The organism is Streptomyces sp. NPDC030862 (genome assembly GCF_055571835.1).
This window is the reverse complement of record NZ_JBVIEN010000005.1, coordinates 341156-358245: the sequence shown is the minus strand read 5'-3', so window position 1 is coordinate 358245 and position 17090 is coordinate 341156. Positions and strand designations below refer to the sequence as shown.

The 17090-nt window shown below is 72.6% G+C and carries 13 protein-coding genes and 1 tRNA gene; 8 read left to right on the top strand and 6 right to left on the bottom strand.

Translation table 11 applies throughout. From position 1 onward, the window contains the following. Positions 1-159 precede the first annotated feature (159 nt). From ACZ42X_RS16115 to ACZ42X_RS16105, 3 genes are all read right to left on the bottom strand, one after another. A complete protein-coding gene (locus tag ACZ42X_RS16115) occupies positions 160-981 on the bottom strand; it encodes a chaplin (protein WP_468289618.1) in 822 nt (273 codons plus the stop codon). A 140-nt stretch (positions 982-1121) separates the two neighbouring features. Then, the gene (locus ACZ42X_RS16110; RefSeq protein WP_361422098.1) at positions 1122-1355 is read right to left on the bottom strand and encodes a chaplin; all 234 of its coding nucleotides are present in this window, start codon (positions 1353-1355) and stop codon (positions 1122-1124) included. Positions 1356-1535: 180 nt separating this feature from the next. After that, positions 1536-2870 carry a M20/M25/M40 family metallo-hydrolase gene (locus tag ACZ42X_RS16105; RefSeq protein WP_468289615.1) on the bottom strand — a complete coding sequence of 445 codons (1335 nt, stop codon included), beginning with the start codon at positions 2868-2870 and terminating at the stop codon, positions 1536-1538. A 142-nt stretch (positions 2871-3012) separates the two neighbouring features. Here ACZ42X_RS16105 and ACZ42X_RS16100 point away from each other — a divergent pair. Beyond that, a tRNA-Leu gene (locus tag ACZ42X_RS16100) sits at positions 3013-3097 on the top strand. Between the two features lie 80 nt (positions 3098-3177). Continuing rightward, a complete protein-coding gene (locus ACZ42X_RS16095) occupies positions 3178-4458 on the top strand; it encodes an ROK family transcriptional regulator (protein WP_468289612.1) in 1281 nt (426 codons plus the stop codon). A 34-nt stretch (positions 4459-4492) separates the two neighbouring features. Here ACZ42X_RS16095 and xylA read toward each other — a convergent pair whose 3' ends face one another. Next, on the bottom strand, positions 4493-5662 hold the full coding sequence (xylA, locus tag ACZ42X_RS16090) for a xylose isomerase (RefSeq protein WP_468289609.1): 1170 nt from the start codon (positions 5660-5662) through the stop codon (positions 4493-4495). A 119-nt stretch (positions 5663-5781) separates the two neighbouring features. On the opposite strand from xylA, the gene xylB reads away from it, so the two are divergent. The 4 genes from xylB to phsA are packed head-to-tail and all read left to right on the top strand — an operon-like array spanning position 5782 to position 12411. Further along, positions 5782-7230 (top strand): xylulokinase, encoded by a 1449-nt coding sequence (gene xylB, locus ACZ42X_RS16085; RefSeq protein WP_468289606.1) that lies wholly within the window; start codon positions 5782-5784, stop codon positions 7228-7230. After that, complete coding sequence (yicI, locus tag ACZ42X_RS16080; RefSeq protein WP_468289603.1) at positions 7227-9515, top strand: alpha-xylosidase; 2289 nt, start codon at positions 7227-7229, stop codon at positions 9513-9515. Before xylB ends, yicI begins: the two co-directional genes overlap by 4 nt. Beyond that, entirely contained in the window at positions 9512-10483 is a 972-nt protein-coding gene (locus tag ACZ42X_RS16075; RefSeq protein WP_468289601.1) for an RluA family pseudouridine synthase, read from the top strand. Before yicI ends, ACZ42X_RS16075 begins: the two co-directional genes overlap by 4 nt. Before the next feature lie 59 nt (positions 10484-10542). Further along, positions 10543-12411, top strand: a complete 1869-nt coding sequence (gene phsA, locus ACZ42X_RS16070; RefSeq protein WP_468289598.1) for an O-aminophenol oxidase PhsA — start codon at positions 10543-10545, stop codon at positions 12409-12411. A gap of 68 nt (positions 12412-12479) precedes the next feature. Here the strand turns inward: phsA and ACZ42X_RS16065 are convergent, their stop codons facing one another. Together ACZ42X_RS16065 and ACZ42X_RS16060 are read right to left on the bottom strand one after the other, a co-directional pair. Next, positions 12480-13946, bottom strand: coding sequence for an amino acid permease (locus ACZ42X_RS16065; protein WP_468289595.1), 1467 nt, complete (start codon positions 13944-13946; stop codon positions 12480-12482). 214 nt (positions 13947-14160) lie between these two features. Next, entirely contained in the window at positions 14161-14862 is a 702-nt protein-coding gene (locus ACZ42X_RS16060; protein WP_361422071.1) for a FadR/GntR family transcriptional regulator, read from the bottom strand. Positions 14863-14999: 137 nt separating this feature from the next. Between ACZ42X_RS16060 and ACZ42X_RS16055 the strand changes: the two genes are divergently transcribed. Both ACZ42X_RS16055 and ACZ42X_RS16050 read left to right on the top strand, forming a co-directional pair. Beyond that, a complete protein-coding gene (locus ACZ42X_RS16055) occupies positions 15000-15515 on the top strand; it encodes a gluconokinase (protein WP_468289591.1) in 516 nt (171 codons plus the stop codon). A 93-nt stretch (positions 15516-15608) separates the two neighbouring features. Further along, on the top strand, positions 15609-17060 hold the full coding sequence (locus ACZ42X_RS16050) for a GntT/GntP/DsdX family permease (RefSeq protein WP_468289588.1): 1452 nt from the start codon (positions 15609-15611) through the stop codon (positions 17058-17060). Positions 17061-17090 lie beyond the last annotated feature (30 nt).

The window sequence follows — 17090 nt, the reverse complement described above, 5'->3', positions numbered from 1 at the left end:
CGGTCGCGGGGGTGTACGCCGGCGCTTGCTGCGGAAGGTCCGCTCAATTGGGGGGGGTGAGGAAAGGGAAGCCAGGGGGGGGGGGGGCCCCCGCGGTGCGGCCCCCGCTCCGTCGATGGGCGTGCGTGGTGACCGACTACCGACGGCGACCGTCGGTGACTACGAGGACTGCCGGGCGCGCCGGTAGAGGACCGTCCCGCCGAGCAGGAGGCCCGCACCCGCCGGGATGAGCATCCCGAGGGCGCCCGCACCGGTCTGCGCCAGCTCGTCCTCCGCCTTCGGCGGGGTGACGGTCTGGGCGCCGGGCTCGTTCGGCTCGACCGGGGAACCGGGCTGCTCCGGAGTGGTCGGCTCGTCCGGGTTGGCCGGCTGGCCGGGCTTCCCGGGCTCGTCCGGGCCGGGCTTGCCCGGCTCACCGGGGCCCGGGTTACCCGGGTTGCCGGGCTCACCGGGGCCGGGGTTGCCCGGGCCGGGCTGGCCGGGCTCACCGGGGCCCGGGTTACCCGGGTTGCCGGGTCCGGGGTTCCCGGGGTTGCCCGGGCCGGGGTTGCCGGGGTGGCCGGGCTTGTCGTGGCCGTTGGCGCAGCCGTTGCCGAACGTCGGGTTCAGCGCGCCGGCGACGTCCACGCTGTTGCCGCAGGCGTTGACCGGCACGTTCACCGGCGCCTGGACGTTGTTGCCGGACGCGACACCGGGTGAGTTGCTGGTCGCGCCGCTCGCCTTGGCCCCGCTCGACTTGTTGGCGCACCTGTTCCCGAACGCGGGGTTGAGCGCCCCCACGACGTTCACGGAGTTGCCGCACGCGTTCACCGGCACGCTCACCGGTGCCTGGACCGAATTCCCGGACGCGACGCCCGGGGAGTTCGTCGCGGCCCCGTGGGCGCCGGCGCCGTTGTGCGCCTGTGCGTACCCGCCGCCGAGAGCGAGTACCCCGCCCGCGGCCGCCATGATGGTCAGGCCCTTTCGCGTGACCTGTCGCATAGCTAGTTCCCTGCCTTCTGGGCTCCGGAAATACCCCCGGGCACACCGCGCGGAGGCGTCATGTCCGCCGGCCCCGGAGCGCGTCGCGCGCGCTCCGGGGCCGACCGGGCCTCACACCCTTGCGGGCCGAGGCCCAGGCATCACTTGTTGATGCAGACGTTGCCGAAGGCCGGGTTCAGCAGGCCGACGATGTTGACGGTGTTGCCGCAGACGTTCACCGGGATGTGGATGGGAACCTGAACCACATTGCCCGAGATGACACCCGGGGAGCCCACAGCGGCACCGTGCGCACCCGCGTCGGCGACGGCCATGCCGGCGCCCGCCAGAACCAGGCCCCCGGTGGCGGCCGCGATGGCGACGACCTTCTTGATCATTATTCCTCCTTGTTGGCAATGCGATCCCAGCCGCGGACCGCACCACCTGTAACGAGGGGGAGGTAATGGGGCTACGTCGTGATGACCGTGTTCACCCTTTTCGGTCGCATGTGCACAGGCGGTCGATTATTGGAGTTTCGTTTCAGCCGACTAATCGCCCGGTTGGAGCCCTCACGGGTCTCAGCTGGCGTCGATGAAGCGGTCCAGCACCCGCACGCCGAACTTCAGTCCCTCCACCGGCACCCGCTCGTCCACGCCGTGGAACATCCCGGCGAAGTCCAGCTCGGGCGGCAGCTTCAGCGGCGCGAAGCCGAAGCAGCGGATGCCGAGGTCGTCGAAGGACTTGGCGTCGGTGCCGCCGGAGAGCATGTACGGCACGGCCCTGGCGATCGGGTCCTCCGCCCGCAGCGCGGTCTGCATGGCGTCCACCAGGTCCCCGTCGAAGCTGGTCTCCAGCGCCTTGTCGGCGTGCACGTCCTCGCGCCGGACGCGCGGGCCCAGGATCCGGTCGAGGTCGGCGAGGAACTCCTCCTCGTACCCGGGCAGGAAGCGCCCGTCCACATGGGCGGTGGCCTGCCCCGGGATGACGTTGACCTTGTAGCCGGCGCCGAGCATGGTGGGGGCCGCCGAGTTGCGGAGCGTGGCGCCGATCATCTTGGCGATGCCGCCCAGCTTGGCGAGCGTGGTCTCCATGTCCTCGGGGTCCAGCGGGGTGCCGAGCGCGTCCGAGAGCTCGTCGAGGAAGGACCGCACGGTCTTGGTGACCCTGACCGGCCAGGTGTGGCGGCCGAGCCGGCCCACGGCCTCGCACAGCTCCGTGATGGCGTTGTCGGTGTTGGTCATCGAGCCGTGGCCGGCCGTGCCCTCGACGGTCAGCCGCATCCAGTGCATGCCCTTCTGGGCGGTCTCCACCAGGTACAGGCGCAGGTTCTCGTTGACCGTGAAGGAGAAGCCGCCGACCTCTCCGATGGCCTCCGTGACGCCCTCGAAGAGCCCGGGGTGCTTGTCGACCAGGTGGCGGGCGCCGTACGTGCCGCCCGCCTCCTCGTCGGCGAGGAAGGCCAGCACGATGTCGCGCGGGGGCTTGCGGCCGCTGCGCAGCCGGTCCCGTACGACCGCGAGGGTCATCGCATCCATGTCCTTCATGTCGACCGCGCCGCGGCCCCAGACGCAGCCGTCGGCGACCTCGCCGGAGAAGGGGTCGTACGTCCAGTCCTCGGCGTTGGCGGGGACGACGTCGGTGTGGCCGTGGATGAGGAGCGCGGGCCGGGACGGGTCCTCGCCCTCGATGCGCGCCACGGTGGAGGCGCGGCCCGGGTGCGACTCGATGATCTTCGGTTCGAGTCCGACCTCGGCGAGCTTCTCGGCGATGTACTCGGCGGCCGCGCGCTCCCCGGGGCCCGAGTGGTCGCCGTAGTTGCTGGTGTCGATCCGGATGAGGTCGCGGCAGAGGTCGGTGACCTCGTCCTCGCCCGCCGTGACGTTGGCGGTTCGTGCCGTGCTCGACTCGCTCACGCTGGTTCCTCCCGCGTAGCTGCTGCTGGGTCCTCTCATCCTGCCCCCTCCCCCGGTACGGGCGGGGGCGTGATCGAGCCCCTCGAATGTTTGCTATGGTTTTCCACGTCGGAACGGCCACGGGCCGCGAGACAGACACCTTGTCCGGGTGGCGGAATGGCAGACGCGCTAGCTTGAGGTGCTAGTGCCCTTTATCGGGCGTGGGGGTTCAAGTCCCCCCTCGGACACAGAGAAGGAGAGCGGGTCCGGTCGGCAGACCGGGCCCGCTCTTCGGTGTGGGCGGGGTTCGCATAGGCTCGGCCGCACGATGAGGAACACGCTGGATCCGCTGGAGCCCAAGGCCGACAAGGCGACCGTGCGCCGGCACAACCTGAGCCTGGTGCTGCGGGCCGTGTACGACGAGGGCGAGGTGACCCGGGCGGCGGTCGCGGCGCGGGTCGGGCTGACCAGGGCGGCGGTGTCGTCGCTGGTCGAGCAGCTGATGGTGAGCGGGTTCCTCACCGAGTCGGGCAAGACGTTCAGCGGGCACGCGGGGCGGCCGGGAACCGCGCTGCGGGTGGCGCGCACCGGGCCCGCGGGGCTCGGCGTGGAGATCAACATCGACTACGTCTCCGTCTGCGTCGTGGACCTTTCCGGCGCCGACCGCGTACGGCTCACCGAGCACCTCGACAACCGGGGCGCGGAACCGGCCGAGGTGCTGGAGCGGGCGGCGCGGATCGCGGCGCGGGCACTGGAGTCGGCGGCGGCGGAGCGGCTGGATCCCGCCGGGGTACGGCTCGCGCTGCCGGGCCTGGTCTCGGGCGGCAGTGTGCGCCAGGCGCCGAACCTGGGCTGGAACGGGGTGGCGGCGGAGGAGCTGTTCGGGCGGGCGCTGGGCGGGCTGCTGCCCGGGCGGCCGGCGCTGCCCGTCGGGTCGGACAACGAGGCCAACGCGGCCGCCCTGGCCGAACTGTGGTTCGGCGGCCCCGAGCGGGTGCGCAGCTTCCTGTACGTGTCGGGCGAGATCGGCGTGGGCGGCGCGCTCGTCGTCGACGGGGAGCTGCTGCGCGGGGCGCACGGTTTCGCCGGGGAGATCGGGCACGTGGTGGTGGACCGCGACGGGCCGGAGTGCCGCTGTGGCTCCCGTGGCTGCCTGGAGCAGTACGCGGGCCAGGCGGCGCTGCTGCGGGGCGCGGGCCTCGACGAGGCCGCCGGGGTGCCGGGGGTGGCGCGGCTGGAGCGGCGGGCCCGGCGCGGGGAGGCGGCGGCCGTGGCGGCGCTGGAGCGCGCCGGGCGGATGCTGGGGCTCGTGGTGTCGGGTGCGGTGAACCTGCTGGACCCGGAGGCGGTGGTGCTGGGCGGGATCTACCGGGGCCTGATGCCCTGGCTCGGCCCGGCGGCGGACCGCGAGCTGACGGAGCGCGTCGTCTCGGGCCTGTGGCCGGCGGGCAGCGGCCGGCTGCGGGCGTCGTCGTCCTCCGGGGACGCGGCGCGCGGGGCCGCGGCGCTGGTGGTGCGGGATGTGATCGCGGACCCGGCGGGGTACGTGGAGCGGGCGGGTGCCGCCCCGTCCCACGCCCCCGCCTCCAGAACCGCTCCCGCGCCGTGAACCCGCTCCCCAGCGCCGTGAACCCGGACGGGTCTCAGCGGGTCGCCAGCAGGTGCTCCAGGGCCAGCTGGTCGAGGCGCTCGAAGGACAGGGAACGCGCGGCCGCCGCCTCCGGGTCGAAGGACTCGTAGGCGGAGGCGTCCGCCAGGAGGCCCGCGAGGCCGTCCTCGGCGGTGGGGCGGGCGAGCTCCGGGAGGCGGGAGGCCGCCAGGGCCTCCCGGACCTCGGGGTCGGAGCGGAAAGCGGCGGCGCGGGACTTGAGGATCAGGTAGTTGCGCATGCAGTTCTTCGCGGACTCCCAGACGCCGTCGGAGCCGTCCGTGCGCACGGGCTTGAAGTCGAAGTGGCGCGGGCCCGCGTAGCCGGCGCTCTCCAGGAGGTCGACCAGCCAGAACGCCTGGCGCAGGTCGCCGGCGCCGAAGCGGAGGTCCTGGTCGTACTTGATGCCGGACTGGCCGTTGAGGTCGATGTGGAAGAGCTTGCCCGCCCACAGGGCCTGGGCGATGCCGTGCGGGAAGTTCAGGCCCGCCATCTGCTCGTGGCCGACCTCCGGGTTGACGCCGACCAGGTGCGGGCGCTCCAGGCGCTCGATGAAGGCCAGGGCGTGGCCGATGGTGGGCAGGAGGATGTCGCCGCGCGGCTCGTTGGGCTTGGGCTCGATGGCGAAGCGCAGGTCGTAGCCCTGCTCGGTGACGTACTGGCCGAGCAGGTCGAACGCCTCCTTCATCCGGTCGAGCGCGGTGCGGACGTCCTTCGCGGCGCCGGACTCGGCGCCCTCGCGGCCGCCCCAGGCGACGTACACCGTGGCGCCGAGTTCGACGGCGAGGTCGATGTTGCGGAGGGTCTTGCGCAGGGCGAAGCGGCGGACGTCGCGGTCGTTGGCGGTGAAGGCGCCGTCCTTGAAGACCGGGTGGGTGAAGAGGTTCGTCGTGGCCATCGGCACCTTGAGGCCGGTGCGTTCGAGGGCGGCGCGGAAGCGCTTGACGGCGGTCTCGCGCTCGGCGTCGGAGGAGCCGAAGGGGATCAGGTCGTCGTCGTGGAAGGTCACGCCGTACGCGCCCAGCTCGGCGAGACGCTCCACCGACTCGACCGGGTCGAGGGCGGGGCGGGTGGCGGTGCCGAAGGGGTCGACGCCCTGCCAGCCCACCGTCCACAGGCCGAAGGTGAACGTGTCCTCGGGGGTGGGAATGAAGCGTTCCGGCATGTCCGGGCCTCCAGGTCTATTTGTTTTCTCGCATTACTAATACGCTACGGATGCTCCGCCGCCAAGCACCGCGGGAACCGAGAACCGCGAGAAGCGCGAGAACCGAGAAGAGGTACGCGATGCCGTCGTCCCCGGTCGTCATCGGCGTGGACAGCTCCACGCAGTCCACCAAGGCGGCGGTGGTGGACGCCGCCTCCGGGCGGGTCCTCGCCATGGGGCGGGCCGCCCACACGGTCAGCGGCTCGGACGGCGCCCGCGAGAGCGACCCCGAGCAGTGGTGGCGGGCGCTCACCGAGGCCGTCGGCGAGGCCCTGCGGGGACTGGACCCGCGGGCCGTCACCGGTATCGCGGTCGCCGGGCAGCAGCACGGGCTGGTGGTCCTGGACGGCGCCGGGCGGCCGCTGCGCCCGGCCGTGCTGTGGAACGACACCCGCTCGGCGCCGCAGGCCGCCGCCCTCACCCGGGAGCTCGGCGCCCAGGGCTGGCTGGACCGCACCGGGTCGGTGCCGGTGGCCTCCATGACCGCCGCCAAGTGGCGGTGGCTGCGTGAGCAGGAGCCGCGCACGGCCGACGCGGCCGCCGCCGTACGGCTCCCGCACGACTTCCTCACCGAGCGGCTGAGCGGGGCGGCCGCGACCGATCCGGGCGACGCCTCGGGCACCTGCTGGTACGACACCGCGACGGGGGCGTACGACCCCTTCCTCCTGGAGATGCTGGAGCTGGACGCGGGCCTGCTGCCGGCCGTGGCGCCCGGCGGGGCCACGGCCGTCGGGACGCTGACCGGCTCGGCGGCGAAGGAGCTCGGGCTGCCGGAGGGCATCCCGGTCGCCGCCGGTACGGGTGACAACATGGCCGCCGCCGTGGGCCTGGGGCTCGGCCGGGCGGGGCTCCTCGACCACCCGGTGGTCTCGCTCGGCACCTCGGGGACCGTCTTCGCGGCCACCCGCACCCGGCCCGCCACGGCCGCGCTCGCCGGTTTCGCCGCCGCCGACGGCCCCGGGACGTACCTGCCGCTGGGGTGCACGCTGAACTGCACGCTCGCCGTCGACAAGGTCGCCGCGCTGCTCGGGCTGGACCGCGAGGATGCCGCGCCCGGCGGCGAGGCCGTCCTCCTGCCGTACCTCGACGGCGAGCGCACCCCCGACCTGCCGCGCGCCTCCGGGCTGCTCACGGGGCTGCGCCACGCCACCACCCCGCAGCAGCTCCTCGGGGCCGCGTACGAGGGCGCCGCCTTCACGGTGCTGCGGGCGCTGGACGCGCTGCCCGGGACCGCCGGTACGGACGTGCCGCTGCGGCTCGTCGGGGGCGGCGCCCAGGGGCGTACGTGGGTGGAGACCGTGCGCCGGCTCTCCGGGCGGGCCGTCGTGGTGCCCCGTACGACCGAGCTCGTCGCCCTGGGCGCCGCCGCGCTCGCCGCCGGGGCGGCCTGCGGCGGGGATCCCGTGGCCGTGGCGACGGCCTGGGGCGCCGGGGAGGGCGAGACGCTGCCGCCCGTCGAGCGCGACCATGCCACCTGGAGCCGGATCGCCGCGGCCCTGGACACCTACGTCTCCCTGGGGGCGCTGTGAAGTTCACCGACGGCTTCTGGCTGATGCGCGACGGCGTCCACGTCTCGTACGCCACCGAGGTGCGGGACCTGCACGTCAGCGACGACCACTTCACCGCGTACGCGGCGGTCCGGCGCGTGGAGCACCGGGGGCACACCCTCAACTCGCCGCTGATCACCGTGGAGTGCTTCTCGCCCGCCGAGGGCGTCATCGGCGTCCGCGCCACCCACCACGCCGGGAAGGCGCACCGGGGGCCGGACTTCGCCCTGCGGAGCGACGGGGCACCGTACGCGGCGCGCACCCGCCGCGAGGGGTCCGTGACCGAGCTGACGAGCGGGCCGCTCACGGTACGGCTCGACCGGGAGGGGCCCTGGGGGCTGGCCTTCCTGGACGCGGAGGGCCGGCGGCTGACCGCCGTCGAGCCGAAGGGCACCGCGTTCGCCACCACCGGCGACGGCGCGCACCACATGGTCGCGCAGCTCGCGCTGGGGGTGGGCGAGTACGTGTACGGGCTCGGCGAGCGCTTCACGCCGTACGTGAAGAACGGCCAGAGCGTCGACATCTGGCAGGCGGACGGCGGCACCAGCAGCGAGCAGGCGTACAAGAACGTGCCCTTCCACCTCTCCTCGCGGGGGTACGGCGTCTTCGTCAACCACCCGGGGCGGGTGTCGTACGAGATCGGCTCCGAGTCGGTCGGGCAGGTGCAGTTCAGCGTCGAGGACCAGTCGATCGAGTACTACGTGATCGCCGGGCCGACGCCGAAGGAGGTGCTGGCCCGCTACACGGCGTTGACGGGGCGGCCCGCGCTGCCGCCGGCCTGGTCGTTCGGGCTGTGGCTGACGACGTCGTTCTGCACGCCGTACGACGAGGAGACGGTGACGTCCTTCGTGGAGGGGATGGCGGAACGGGACATCCCGCTGTCCGTCTTCCACTTCGACTGCTTCTGGATGCGGGCGTACCAGTGGACGGACTTCCGGTGGGATCCGGACACCTTTCCGGATCCGGCGGGGATGCTCGCGCGGCTCAAGGAGCGCGGGCTGCGGATCAGCCTGTGGATCAATCCGTACGTCGCGCAGAAGTCGGCCCTCTTCGAGGAGGGTGCACGCCGCGGCTATCTGGTGCGGCGGGCGAACGGCGACGTCTGGCAGTGGGACCTGTGGCAGGCCGGGATGGCGCTGGTGGACTTCACCCACCCGGAGGCGCGCGCGTGGTTCCAGTCGAAGCTGCGGGGCCTGCTCGACCAGGGCGTGGACTGCTTCAAGACCGACTTCGGGGAGCGGGTGCCGACCGATGTGGTGTGGCACGACGGCTCCGATCCGGAGCGGATGCACAACCACTACGCGCAGTTGTACAACCAGTGCGTCTTCGAGCTGCTGGAGAAGGAGCGCGGGGCGGGCGAGGCGGTGCTCTTCGCGCGGTCGGCGACGGCGGGCGGGCAGCGGTTCCCGGTGCACTGGGGCGGCGACTGCTTCTCGTCGTTCACCGCGATGGCGGAGTCGCTGCGCGGCGGGCTGTCGCTGTCCCTGTCGGGGTTCGGGTTCTGGAGCCACGACATCGGCGGCTTCGAGGGCACGCCCGATCCGGGGGTGTTCAAGCGGTGGCTGGCCTTCGGGCTGCTGTCCTCGCACAGCCGGCTGCACGGGAACACGTCGTACCGCGTGCCGTGGGAGTTCGGCGACGAGGCGGTGGACGTGGCGCGGCGGTTCACCGAGCTGAAGCACCGGCTGATGCCGTACCTGTACGGGGCGGCGGTGGAGGCCCACCGGACCGGGGTCCCGCTGATGCGGCCCATGCTGCTGGAGTTCCCGGACGACCCGGGCTGCCGGACGCTGGACCGGCAGTACATGCTCGGCCCGGACCTGCTGGTGGCGCCGGTGTTCACGGCGGAGGGGGACGTCGAGTTCTACCTCCCGGAGGGCGTCTGGACGCACCTGCTGACCGGCGAGACGGTCACCGGGCCGGGGTGGCGACGCGAGCGGCACGGCTTCGACAGCCTGCCGCTGTACGTGCGGCCGGGCGCGGTGCTGCCGCTCGGCGCGGACGACCAGCGGCCGGACGGCGACTGGACGGCGGGCCTGACGCTGCTCGTCGCCCCGGGAGCAGGGGCCACGGCGGGCGGCCGGACGGTCGCGGTGCCGGACCACGCCGGGGCGCCGGCCGCCACGTACGGCGTCGAACGGACGGCGGACGGCGCGGTGCGGGTGAGGGCGCGCGGAACGGACCGGCCGTTCCGGGTGCGCGTGGTCGGCGGCGGGTCGGCACGCGGCTCGGGCGAGGTGACCGTACCGCTTACGGTGGGGCGGTGAGACGGAGAACGAAGCCCCCGGCGGCCCCGCTGCCGCAGCGTGCCGGTGTCGACCCGGTGCGGCTGCGGCTGCCCGCCGACCCCGACGGGAGCTGGGCGACCGTACGCGACCACCTGGTCGGGCGGTACGCGGCGGCGATCGGCGCCGGGCGGGTGGAGGCGATGCTCGCCGAGGGCCGGTTCGTCGGCGCGGACGGGGCGCCGGTCGCGGGGGACGAGCCGTACGCAGCGGGCCGCTACCTGTGGTTCCACCGGGACTTCCCCGCCGAGGAGCGGGTGCCGTTCGAGGTCGGCGTCGTGTACCGCGACGAGCGGATCGTCGTCGCCGACAAGCCGCACTTCCTGGCGACGACCCCGCGCGGCCGGCATGTGACCGAGACGGCGCTGGCCCGGCTCCGGCGCGCCCTGGACCTGCCCGCGCTGCAGCCCGCGCACCGGCTGGACCGGCTGACGGCGGGGCTCGCACTCTTCGTCGTACGGCCGGAGGACCGGGGCGCGTACCAGACGCTGTTCCGGGACCGGCGGGTGCGCAAGGAGTACGAGGCGGTGGCCCCGTACGACCCCGGCCTGGCCCTGCCCGTGACCGTGCGGAGCCGGATCGTGAAGGAGCGGGGTGTGCTCGCGGCCCGGGAGGAGCCGGGCGAGCCGAACAGCGTCAGCCGGATCGAGCTGCTGGAGCGGCGGGCGGGGCTCGGGCGGTACCGGCTGGTGCCGGAGACCGGCCAGACCCACCAGCTGCGCGTGCACATGAACAGGCTCGGCATACCGATCCTCGACGACCCGCTGTATCCGGTCGTCCGGGAGGACGGTACGGAGGACTACGCGCGGCCCTTGCGGCTGCTCGCGCGGGTGCTGGAGTTCACCGATCCGGTCACCGGCGACGAGCGGCGGTTCACCAGCCGGCTGACGCTCGGCGCGCTGTCCGCCCTGGGAAAGGTTTCGGCCGAAAGGGGCACCAGCGGAAACTGACCGGCGGGCCGGACCGTCCTCACGAGTGCAGGGCCACACCACTGCGCTACGGGGGAAACATGACACAGACTGTGGAGAGCCTCGCCCAGAAGATCGTCGAGGCTGTCTCGGGCAGCGCCGCCGCGAGGGACGGGGAGCTCGTCCCGTACGTCGACCCGCTGACCGTCCCGCCCGTCATCCGGCCCGACCAGCCGGACGTACGGCAGGAGATCGAGATCGCGCTCCGGCCCACGTGGGTGCGGATGCACTCCCAGCTGCCGCCGACGCTGATGTGGGGGTACGAGGGCAGCGTCCCCGGCCCCACCATCGAGGTGCGGCGCGGGCAGCGCGTCCGGATCGCCTGGACCAACCGCATCCCGCCGGGCAGCGAGTACCCGGTCACCGCCGTCGAGGTGGACCGGGTGGCGGGGCGGCCCGATCCGCACAACCGGCCCGGCCGGGAGGGCGCGGAGCCCAGCAAGGACGTGGCGGCGCTGCCGGCCTGGTCCGTGACGCACCTGCACGGCGCCCAGACGGGCGGCGGGAACGACGGGTGGGCGGACAACGCCGTCGGGTACGGCGACGCCCAGCTGTCGGAGTATCCGAACGACCACCAGGCCGTGCAGTGGTGGTACCACGACCACGCCATGAACATCACCCGCTGGAACGTCTACGCGGGGCTCGTCGGCACCTACCTCGTGCGGGACGACGAGGAGGACGCGCTCGGGCTGCCCTCCGGGGCGCGGGAGCTGCCGCTGGTCCTCGCCGACCGGAACCTGGACACCGACGAGGACGGGCGGCTGAACGGGCGGCTGCTGCACAAGACGACCAGGCTGGTCCGGGAGCACCCCGAGACGGGCAAGCCGGTGTCGCTGCCGTTCCTGGGCCCGTACACGACCGTCAACGGCACGATCTGGCCGTACCTGGACGTGGAGGACGGCTGGTACCGCTTCCGGCTGGTGAACGCCTCCAACGCCCGCGTGTACGACCTGGTGCTGGTCGACGACGAGGACAACCCGGTGCCGGGCGTCGTCCACCAGATCGGCAGCGACGGCGGGCTGCTGCCGCGGCCGGTCGCGGTGGACTTCGAGGCGGGTGAGCCGCTGACGATCGCGCCGGCCGAGCGGTTCGACCTGCTGCTCGACTTCCGGGGGCTCGCGGGCCGGCGCGTGCGGCTGGTGAACAAGGCGGCGGGGCAGGCGCCCGGCGTGCCGGACGCGACGCGGAACGTGCCGTACCCGCAGGTGATGGAGTTCCGGGTGGCCGAGGGCGCGGGCGCCGACACCTTCGAGCTGCCGCGGGTGCTGTCCGGGTCCTTCCGGCGGTTCGACCACGACCACATCGACCACGGGCACCGGCTGATCGTGCTGACGCCGCCCGCGACGGTGGGCGGCGGCGGCCACCCGGAGATCTGGGAGATGGCCGAGGTCAAGGACGTCGACGTCCAGGTACCGACGACGGGGATCATCCAGGTGAAGGGCCCCGACGGCACGGTGCGGACGTACCGGCGCACGGCCCGGACCTTCAACGACGGGCTCGGTTTCACCATCGCGGAGGGGACGTACGAGCAGTGGTCGTTCCTGAACCTGGGGGCGCCGCTGCACCCGATGCACATCCACCTGGCGGACTTCCAGGTGGTGGGCCGGGACGCGTACTCGGTCGCGGAGTTCGACCCGGCGCTGGGCGGGACGCGGGCGCCGGTGGCGTACGACCCCGGGCGGAAGATCCCGGTACCGGCCAACGAGCAGGGCTGGAAGGACGTGTTCCGGGTGGCTCAGGGCGAGATGGTGCGGGTGATGGGCCGGTTCGACGGGGCGTACGGGCGGTTCATGTACCACTGCCACCTGCTGGAGCACGAGGACATGGGCATGATGCGGCCGTTCGTGGTGATGCCGAGGGAGGCGCTGAAGTTCGACCACGGCTCGGGCGGCCACGGCGGGCACCACTGACGCCCGCACGACGAAGCCCCCGCCGGACGACGCTGTCCGGCGGGGGCTTTCAGATGACCGTGTGCGGGTCAGGCCTGCTGCCGCTCCGCGGCGAGGGCCAGGACGCGCTTGCGGACCAGGAACCAGCCGCCGACCAGCAGCGCGGCGATGACCGGCAGCAGGTTGACGGTCATGCGGCCGACGCCGCCGCCGTACCACATCAGGCCGAGGACGGTGGCGAGGAAGACCAGCGTCACGATCTGCGTGTACGGGGCCCAGGGCAGCTGGTAGGAGGGGCGGGTGACCCGGCCGTCCTTCGAGCGCGACCAGAACAGCAGCGAGCAGAGCATGATCATGCCCCAGGTGCCGAGGATGCCGATGGAGGCGAGGTTCAGCACGATCTCGAAGGCCTCGCCCGGCATGACGTAGTTCAGGCCGACGCCCAGCACACCGAAGGCGGCGGTGAGCAGGATGCCGCCGTAGGGCACGTGGCCCTTGTTCATGCGGGCGGTGAACTGGGGCGCGGAGCCGGACATGGCCATCGAGCGCAGGATGCGGCCGGTGGAGTACAGGCCCGAGTTCAGGCTGGAGAGGGCGGCGGTCAGGACGACCAGGTTCATGATGCCGGCCGTGCCGGGGATGCCCAGCTTGTCGAAGACGGTGACGAAGGGGCTCTGGTCCGCGGAGTACGAGGTGTACGGCAGGAGCAGCGCCAGCAGCACGACGGAGCCGACGTAGAAGAGGCCCACGCGCCACATGATCGAGTTGATCGCCTTCGGCATGATCTTCTCGGGGTTCTTGGTCTCACCGGCGGCGACGCCGCACAGCTCGACGGAGGCGTACGCGAAGACGACGCCCTGGACGACCATCAGCATCGGCAGCATGCCGGTCGGGAAGATCCCGCCGTTGTCGGTGATGGTGGCCAGGCCCGGGGTGTGGCCGCCGACCTCGTGCTGGGTGGCGACGAGGTAGATGCCGACGCACATGAAGATCACCAGCGCGGCGACCTTGACGATGGCGAACCAGAACTCCATCTCGCCGAAGTACTTCACCGAGATCAGGTTGGCGGTCAGGACGACGGCGAGGGCGATCAGGGCGAGGATCCACTGGGGGATGTCGCTGAACATGGCCCAGAAGTGGGCGTACGTCGCGGCCGCGGTGATGTCGGCGACGGCGGTGGTCGACCAGTTGAGGAAGTACAGCCAGCCGGCCGTGTAGGCGCCCTTCTCGCCCATGAACTCACGGGCGTACGAGACGAAGGCGCCGGAGGACGGGCGGTAGAGCACCAGCTCGCCGAGGGCCCGGACCACGAAGAAGGCGAAGACGCCGCAGACGGCGTACGCGATGGCGAGGGAGGGACCCGCGCCCGCCAGCCGACCACCGGCGCCGAGGAACAGGCCGGTGCCGATCGCGCCACCGATCGCGATCATGTTGATGTGGCGGGACTTGAGGTCCTTGCTGTAACCGGCGTCACCGGCGTCGATGTGGGGGGCGCCCGTCGCCGCCGGGGATGCGGGGCTCAGGGGGTCGGCCGCAGGCATGGTGCGGTCACTCATCTGGAAGTCGCCTTTGTGAGGGGGTCGTGCGGTATCAGCCGTACGCAGGTGATGAGGGTGGTCACCGGGGCACGCAGGCCAGGGGCCATAGTCACGGCAACGCTGCCGTTTTGGCTGTGGCCTATGTCACGTACGGGCGGATCTGAGGTGTTTTTGAGGTTACCGGCCGGTTAATCGGCTGCAGCAGTTTAAGGGCGCCGGCCGGGTGCGCCGGTCAGGGGGCGAGCACATCGAGCTCGCGCAGGGCGCCCTCCGCGATCTGCCGCGTCAGCTCCTCGGCGCGCGCCGCGTCCCGTTCCCGCACGGCCTCGGCGACCTGGACGTGGAGCGTGACGGCGGCCGGGTCGGGGTCCTCGAACATGACGTGGTGATGGGTGCGGCCGGCCAGGACCTCCGCGACGACGTCCCCGAGGCGGGCGAACATCTCGTTGCCGGAGGCGGCGAGGATGACCCGGTGGAAGGCGATGTCGTGCACCAGATAGCCCTCCAGCTGCCCGCCGCGCGAGGTGGCGACCATGCCGAGCGCCTGCTCCGTGAGCTCCCGGCACTGCTCGGGGGTGGCGTGGACGGCGGCGAGGCCCGCGGCGACGGGCTCGACGGCGGAGCGCAGGACGGTCAGTGACCGGAGCTGGCGCGGGCGGTCGCCGCCGGCCAGCCGCCAGCGGATGACCTGCGGGTCGTAGACGTTCCACTGTGCGGTCGGGCGGACGGTGACCCCGACGCGGCGTCGCGACTCGACGAGGTGCATCGACTCGAGGACGCGGACCACCTCGCGGATGACCGTACGGGACACCTCGAAGCGCTGCGCGAGCTCGTCGGTGCGCAGCACGCTGCCTGGCGGGTACTCCCCCGCGGTGATCGCCAGACCCAGGGTGTCCAGTACGTGGGTATGGAGCCCGCGGGCCGGAGTCGTCATGCACATAGCGTAACCGGCGCAAATAAGTATGACTTTTAAGTCACAGGGCCTTGAATATGTCGTACGCGATGCGTTTCAGTGTGCGGCGACAGTCAGTCGATGTCACGTGTCGAAGAGGACAGCGAGGCGCAGGCCCCATGCAGAACCCCCCAGTCGTCGTCGTGATGGGTGTCGCGGGCACCGGCAAGACCACCATCGGTCCGCTGGTCGCGGAGCGCCTGGGCGTGCCATACGCCGAGGGCGACGACTTCCACCCCGAGGCGAACATCGCCAAGATGTCGGCCGGCACCCCGCTGGACGACGAGGACCGGTGGCCGTGGCTCGACGCGATCGGGCGGTGGGCGCACGGCCGCGAGGGCCTCGGCGGGGTGGTGAGCAGCTCGGCGCTGAAGCGGTCCTACCGCGACCGGCTGCGGGCGGCCGCGCCCGGCGTCGTGTTCCTGCACCTGACCGGCGACCGGGCGCTGATCGAGGGGCGGATGGCGGCGCGCAAGGGCCACTTCATGCCGACGGCGCTGCTGGACTCGCAGTTCGCCACGCTGCAGCCGCTGGGCGCCGACGAGACGGGCGTCGCCGTCGACGTCTCCGGCGGCCCGGAGGCCATCGCGGACCGCGCCGTCGAGGCGCTGCGGCGGCTCGTGACGAACCGCTGACCCCTGGGACCCTCCCCAACCCCCGGGCCTGGCCCCCTCCCGGGCCCGGCCCCGGCCCCCCGCACTCCTTCCCCCGAACCCCGAGGACCCCCTGTGACCAGTCTCAACGTCGAGATGCTGGCAGCGGACGCCACCGAACCGATCACCTCAGCCGGCAACGCCCACCTGGGCTTCGCCGTCCTGGCGGGCATCGCCGTCATCGTCCTGCTCATCACCCGGTTCAAGCTCCACGCCTTCCTGGCGCTGACCATAGGCACCCTGGCGCTCGGCGCCTTCGCGGCCGCCCCGCTCGACGCGACGATCGCGTCGTTCACCAAGGGCCTCGGGTCGACCGTCGCCAGCGTGGGCGTGCTCATCGCGCTCGGCGCGATCCTCGGCAAACTGCTCGCCGACTCCGGCGGTGCGGACCAGATCGTCGACACCATCCTGGCGAAATGGGGAGGGGCAGGGCCGCAGGCCCTTCCGCAGAAGGGTGGCGGCGGGCGACGGGCGGGTGGGCGCGCCATGCCGTGGGCGATGGTGCTGATCGCCTCCGTGATCGGCCTGCCGCTCTTCTTCGAGGTCGGCATCGTGCTGCTGATCCCGGTGGTGCTGCTCGTCGCCAAGCGCGGCCACTACTCGCTCATGCGGATCGGCGTCCCCGCGCTCGCCGGGCTGTCCGTGATGCACGGGCTCATCCCGCCCCACCCCGGGCCGCTCGTCGCGATCGACGCGCTCGGCGCGAACCTCGGCGTCACGCTGGCGCTGGGTGTGCTCGTCGCCATCCCGACGGTGATCATCGCCGGTCCGCTGTTCTCGCGGTACGCGGCCCGCTGGGTCGACATCCCGGCGCCGGACCGCATGATCCCTGAGCGGGCCACCGAGGACCTGGACCGGCGGCCGGGGTTCGGCGCCACCGTCGCCACGGTGCTGCTGCCGGTGGTCCTGATGCTGGCCAAGGCGCTGGTGGACATCGTCGTCGACGACCCGGAGCACCACGTCCAGCGGGTCTTCGACGTCATCGGCTCGCCGCTGATCGCCCTGCTGGCTGCGGTCGTCGTGGGCGTCTTCACACTGGGCCGGGCGGCCGGGTTCACCAAGGAGCGGATCTCCTCCACGGTCGAGACCTCCCTCGCCCCCATCGCGGGCGTGCTGCTGATCGTGGGCGCGGGCGGCGGCTTCAAGCAGACGCTCATCGACGTGGGTGTCGGCCGGATGATCCTGGACCTCTCCGAGGACTGGTCGATCCCGGCCCTGCTGCTCGCCTGGCTGATCGCGGTGGCGATCCGGCTCGCGACCGGCTCGGCGACGGTGGCCACCATCTCGGCGGCCGGCCTGGTGGCACCGCTGGCGGCCGACATGTCGACGACGCACGCGGCGCTGCTGGTGCTGGCGATCGGCGCCGGCTCGCTCTTCTTCAGCCATGTGAACGACGCCGGGTTCTGGCTGGTGAAGGAGTACTTCGGGATGAGCGTCGGCCAGACCGTCAAGACCTGGTCGGTGATGGAGACGATCATCTCGGTCGTCGGCATCGTCGTGGTGCTGCTGCTGTCGCTGGTGTTGTAGAGGCGGCGGACATCGCGGGGCGTGGGCGGG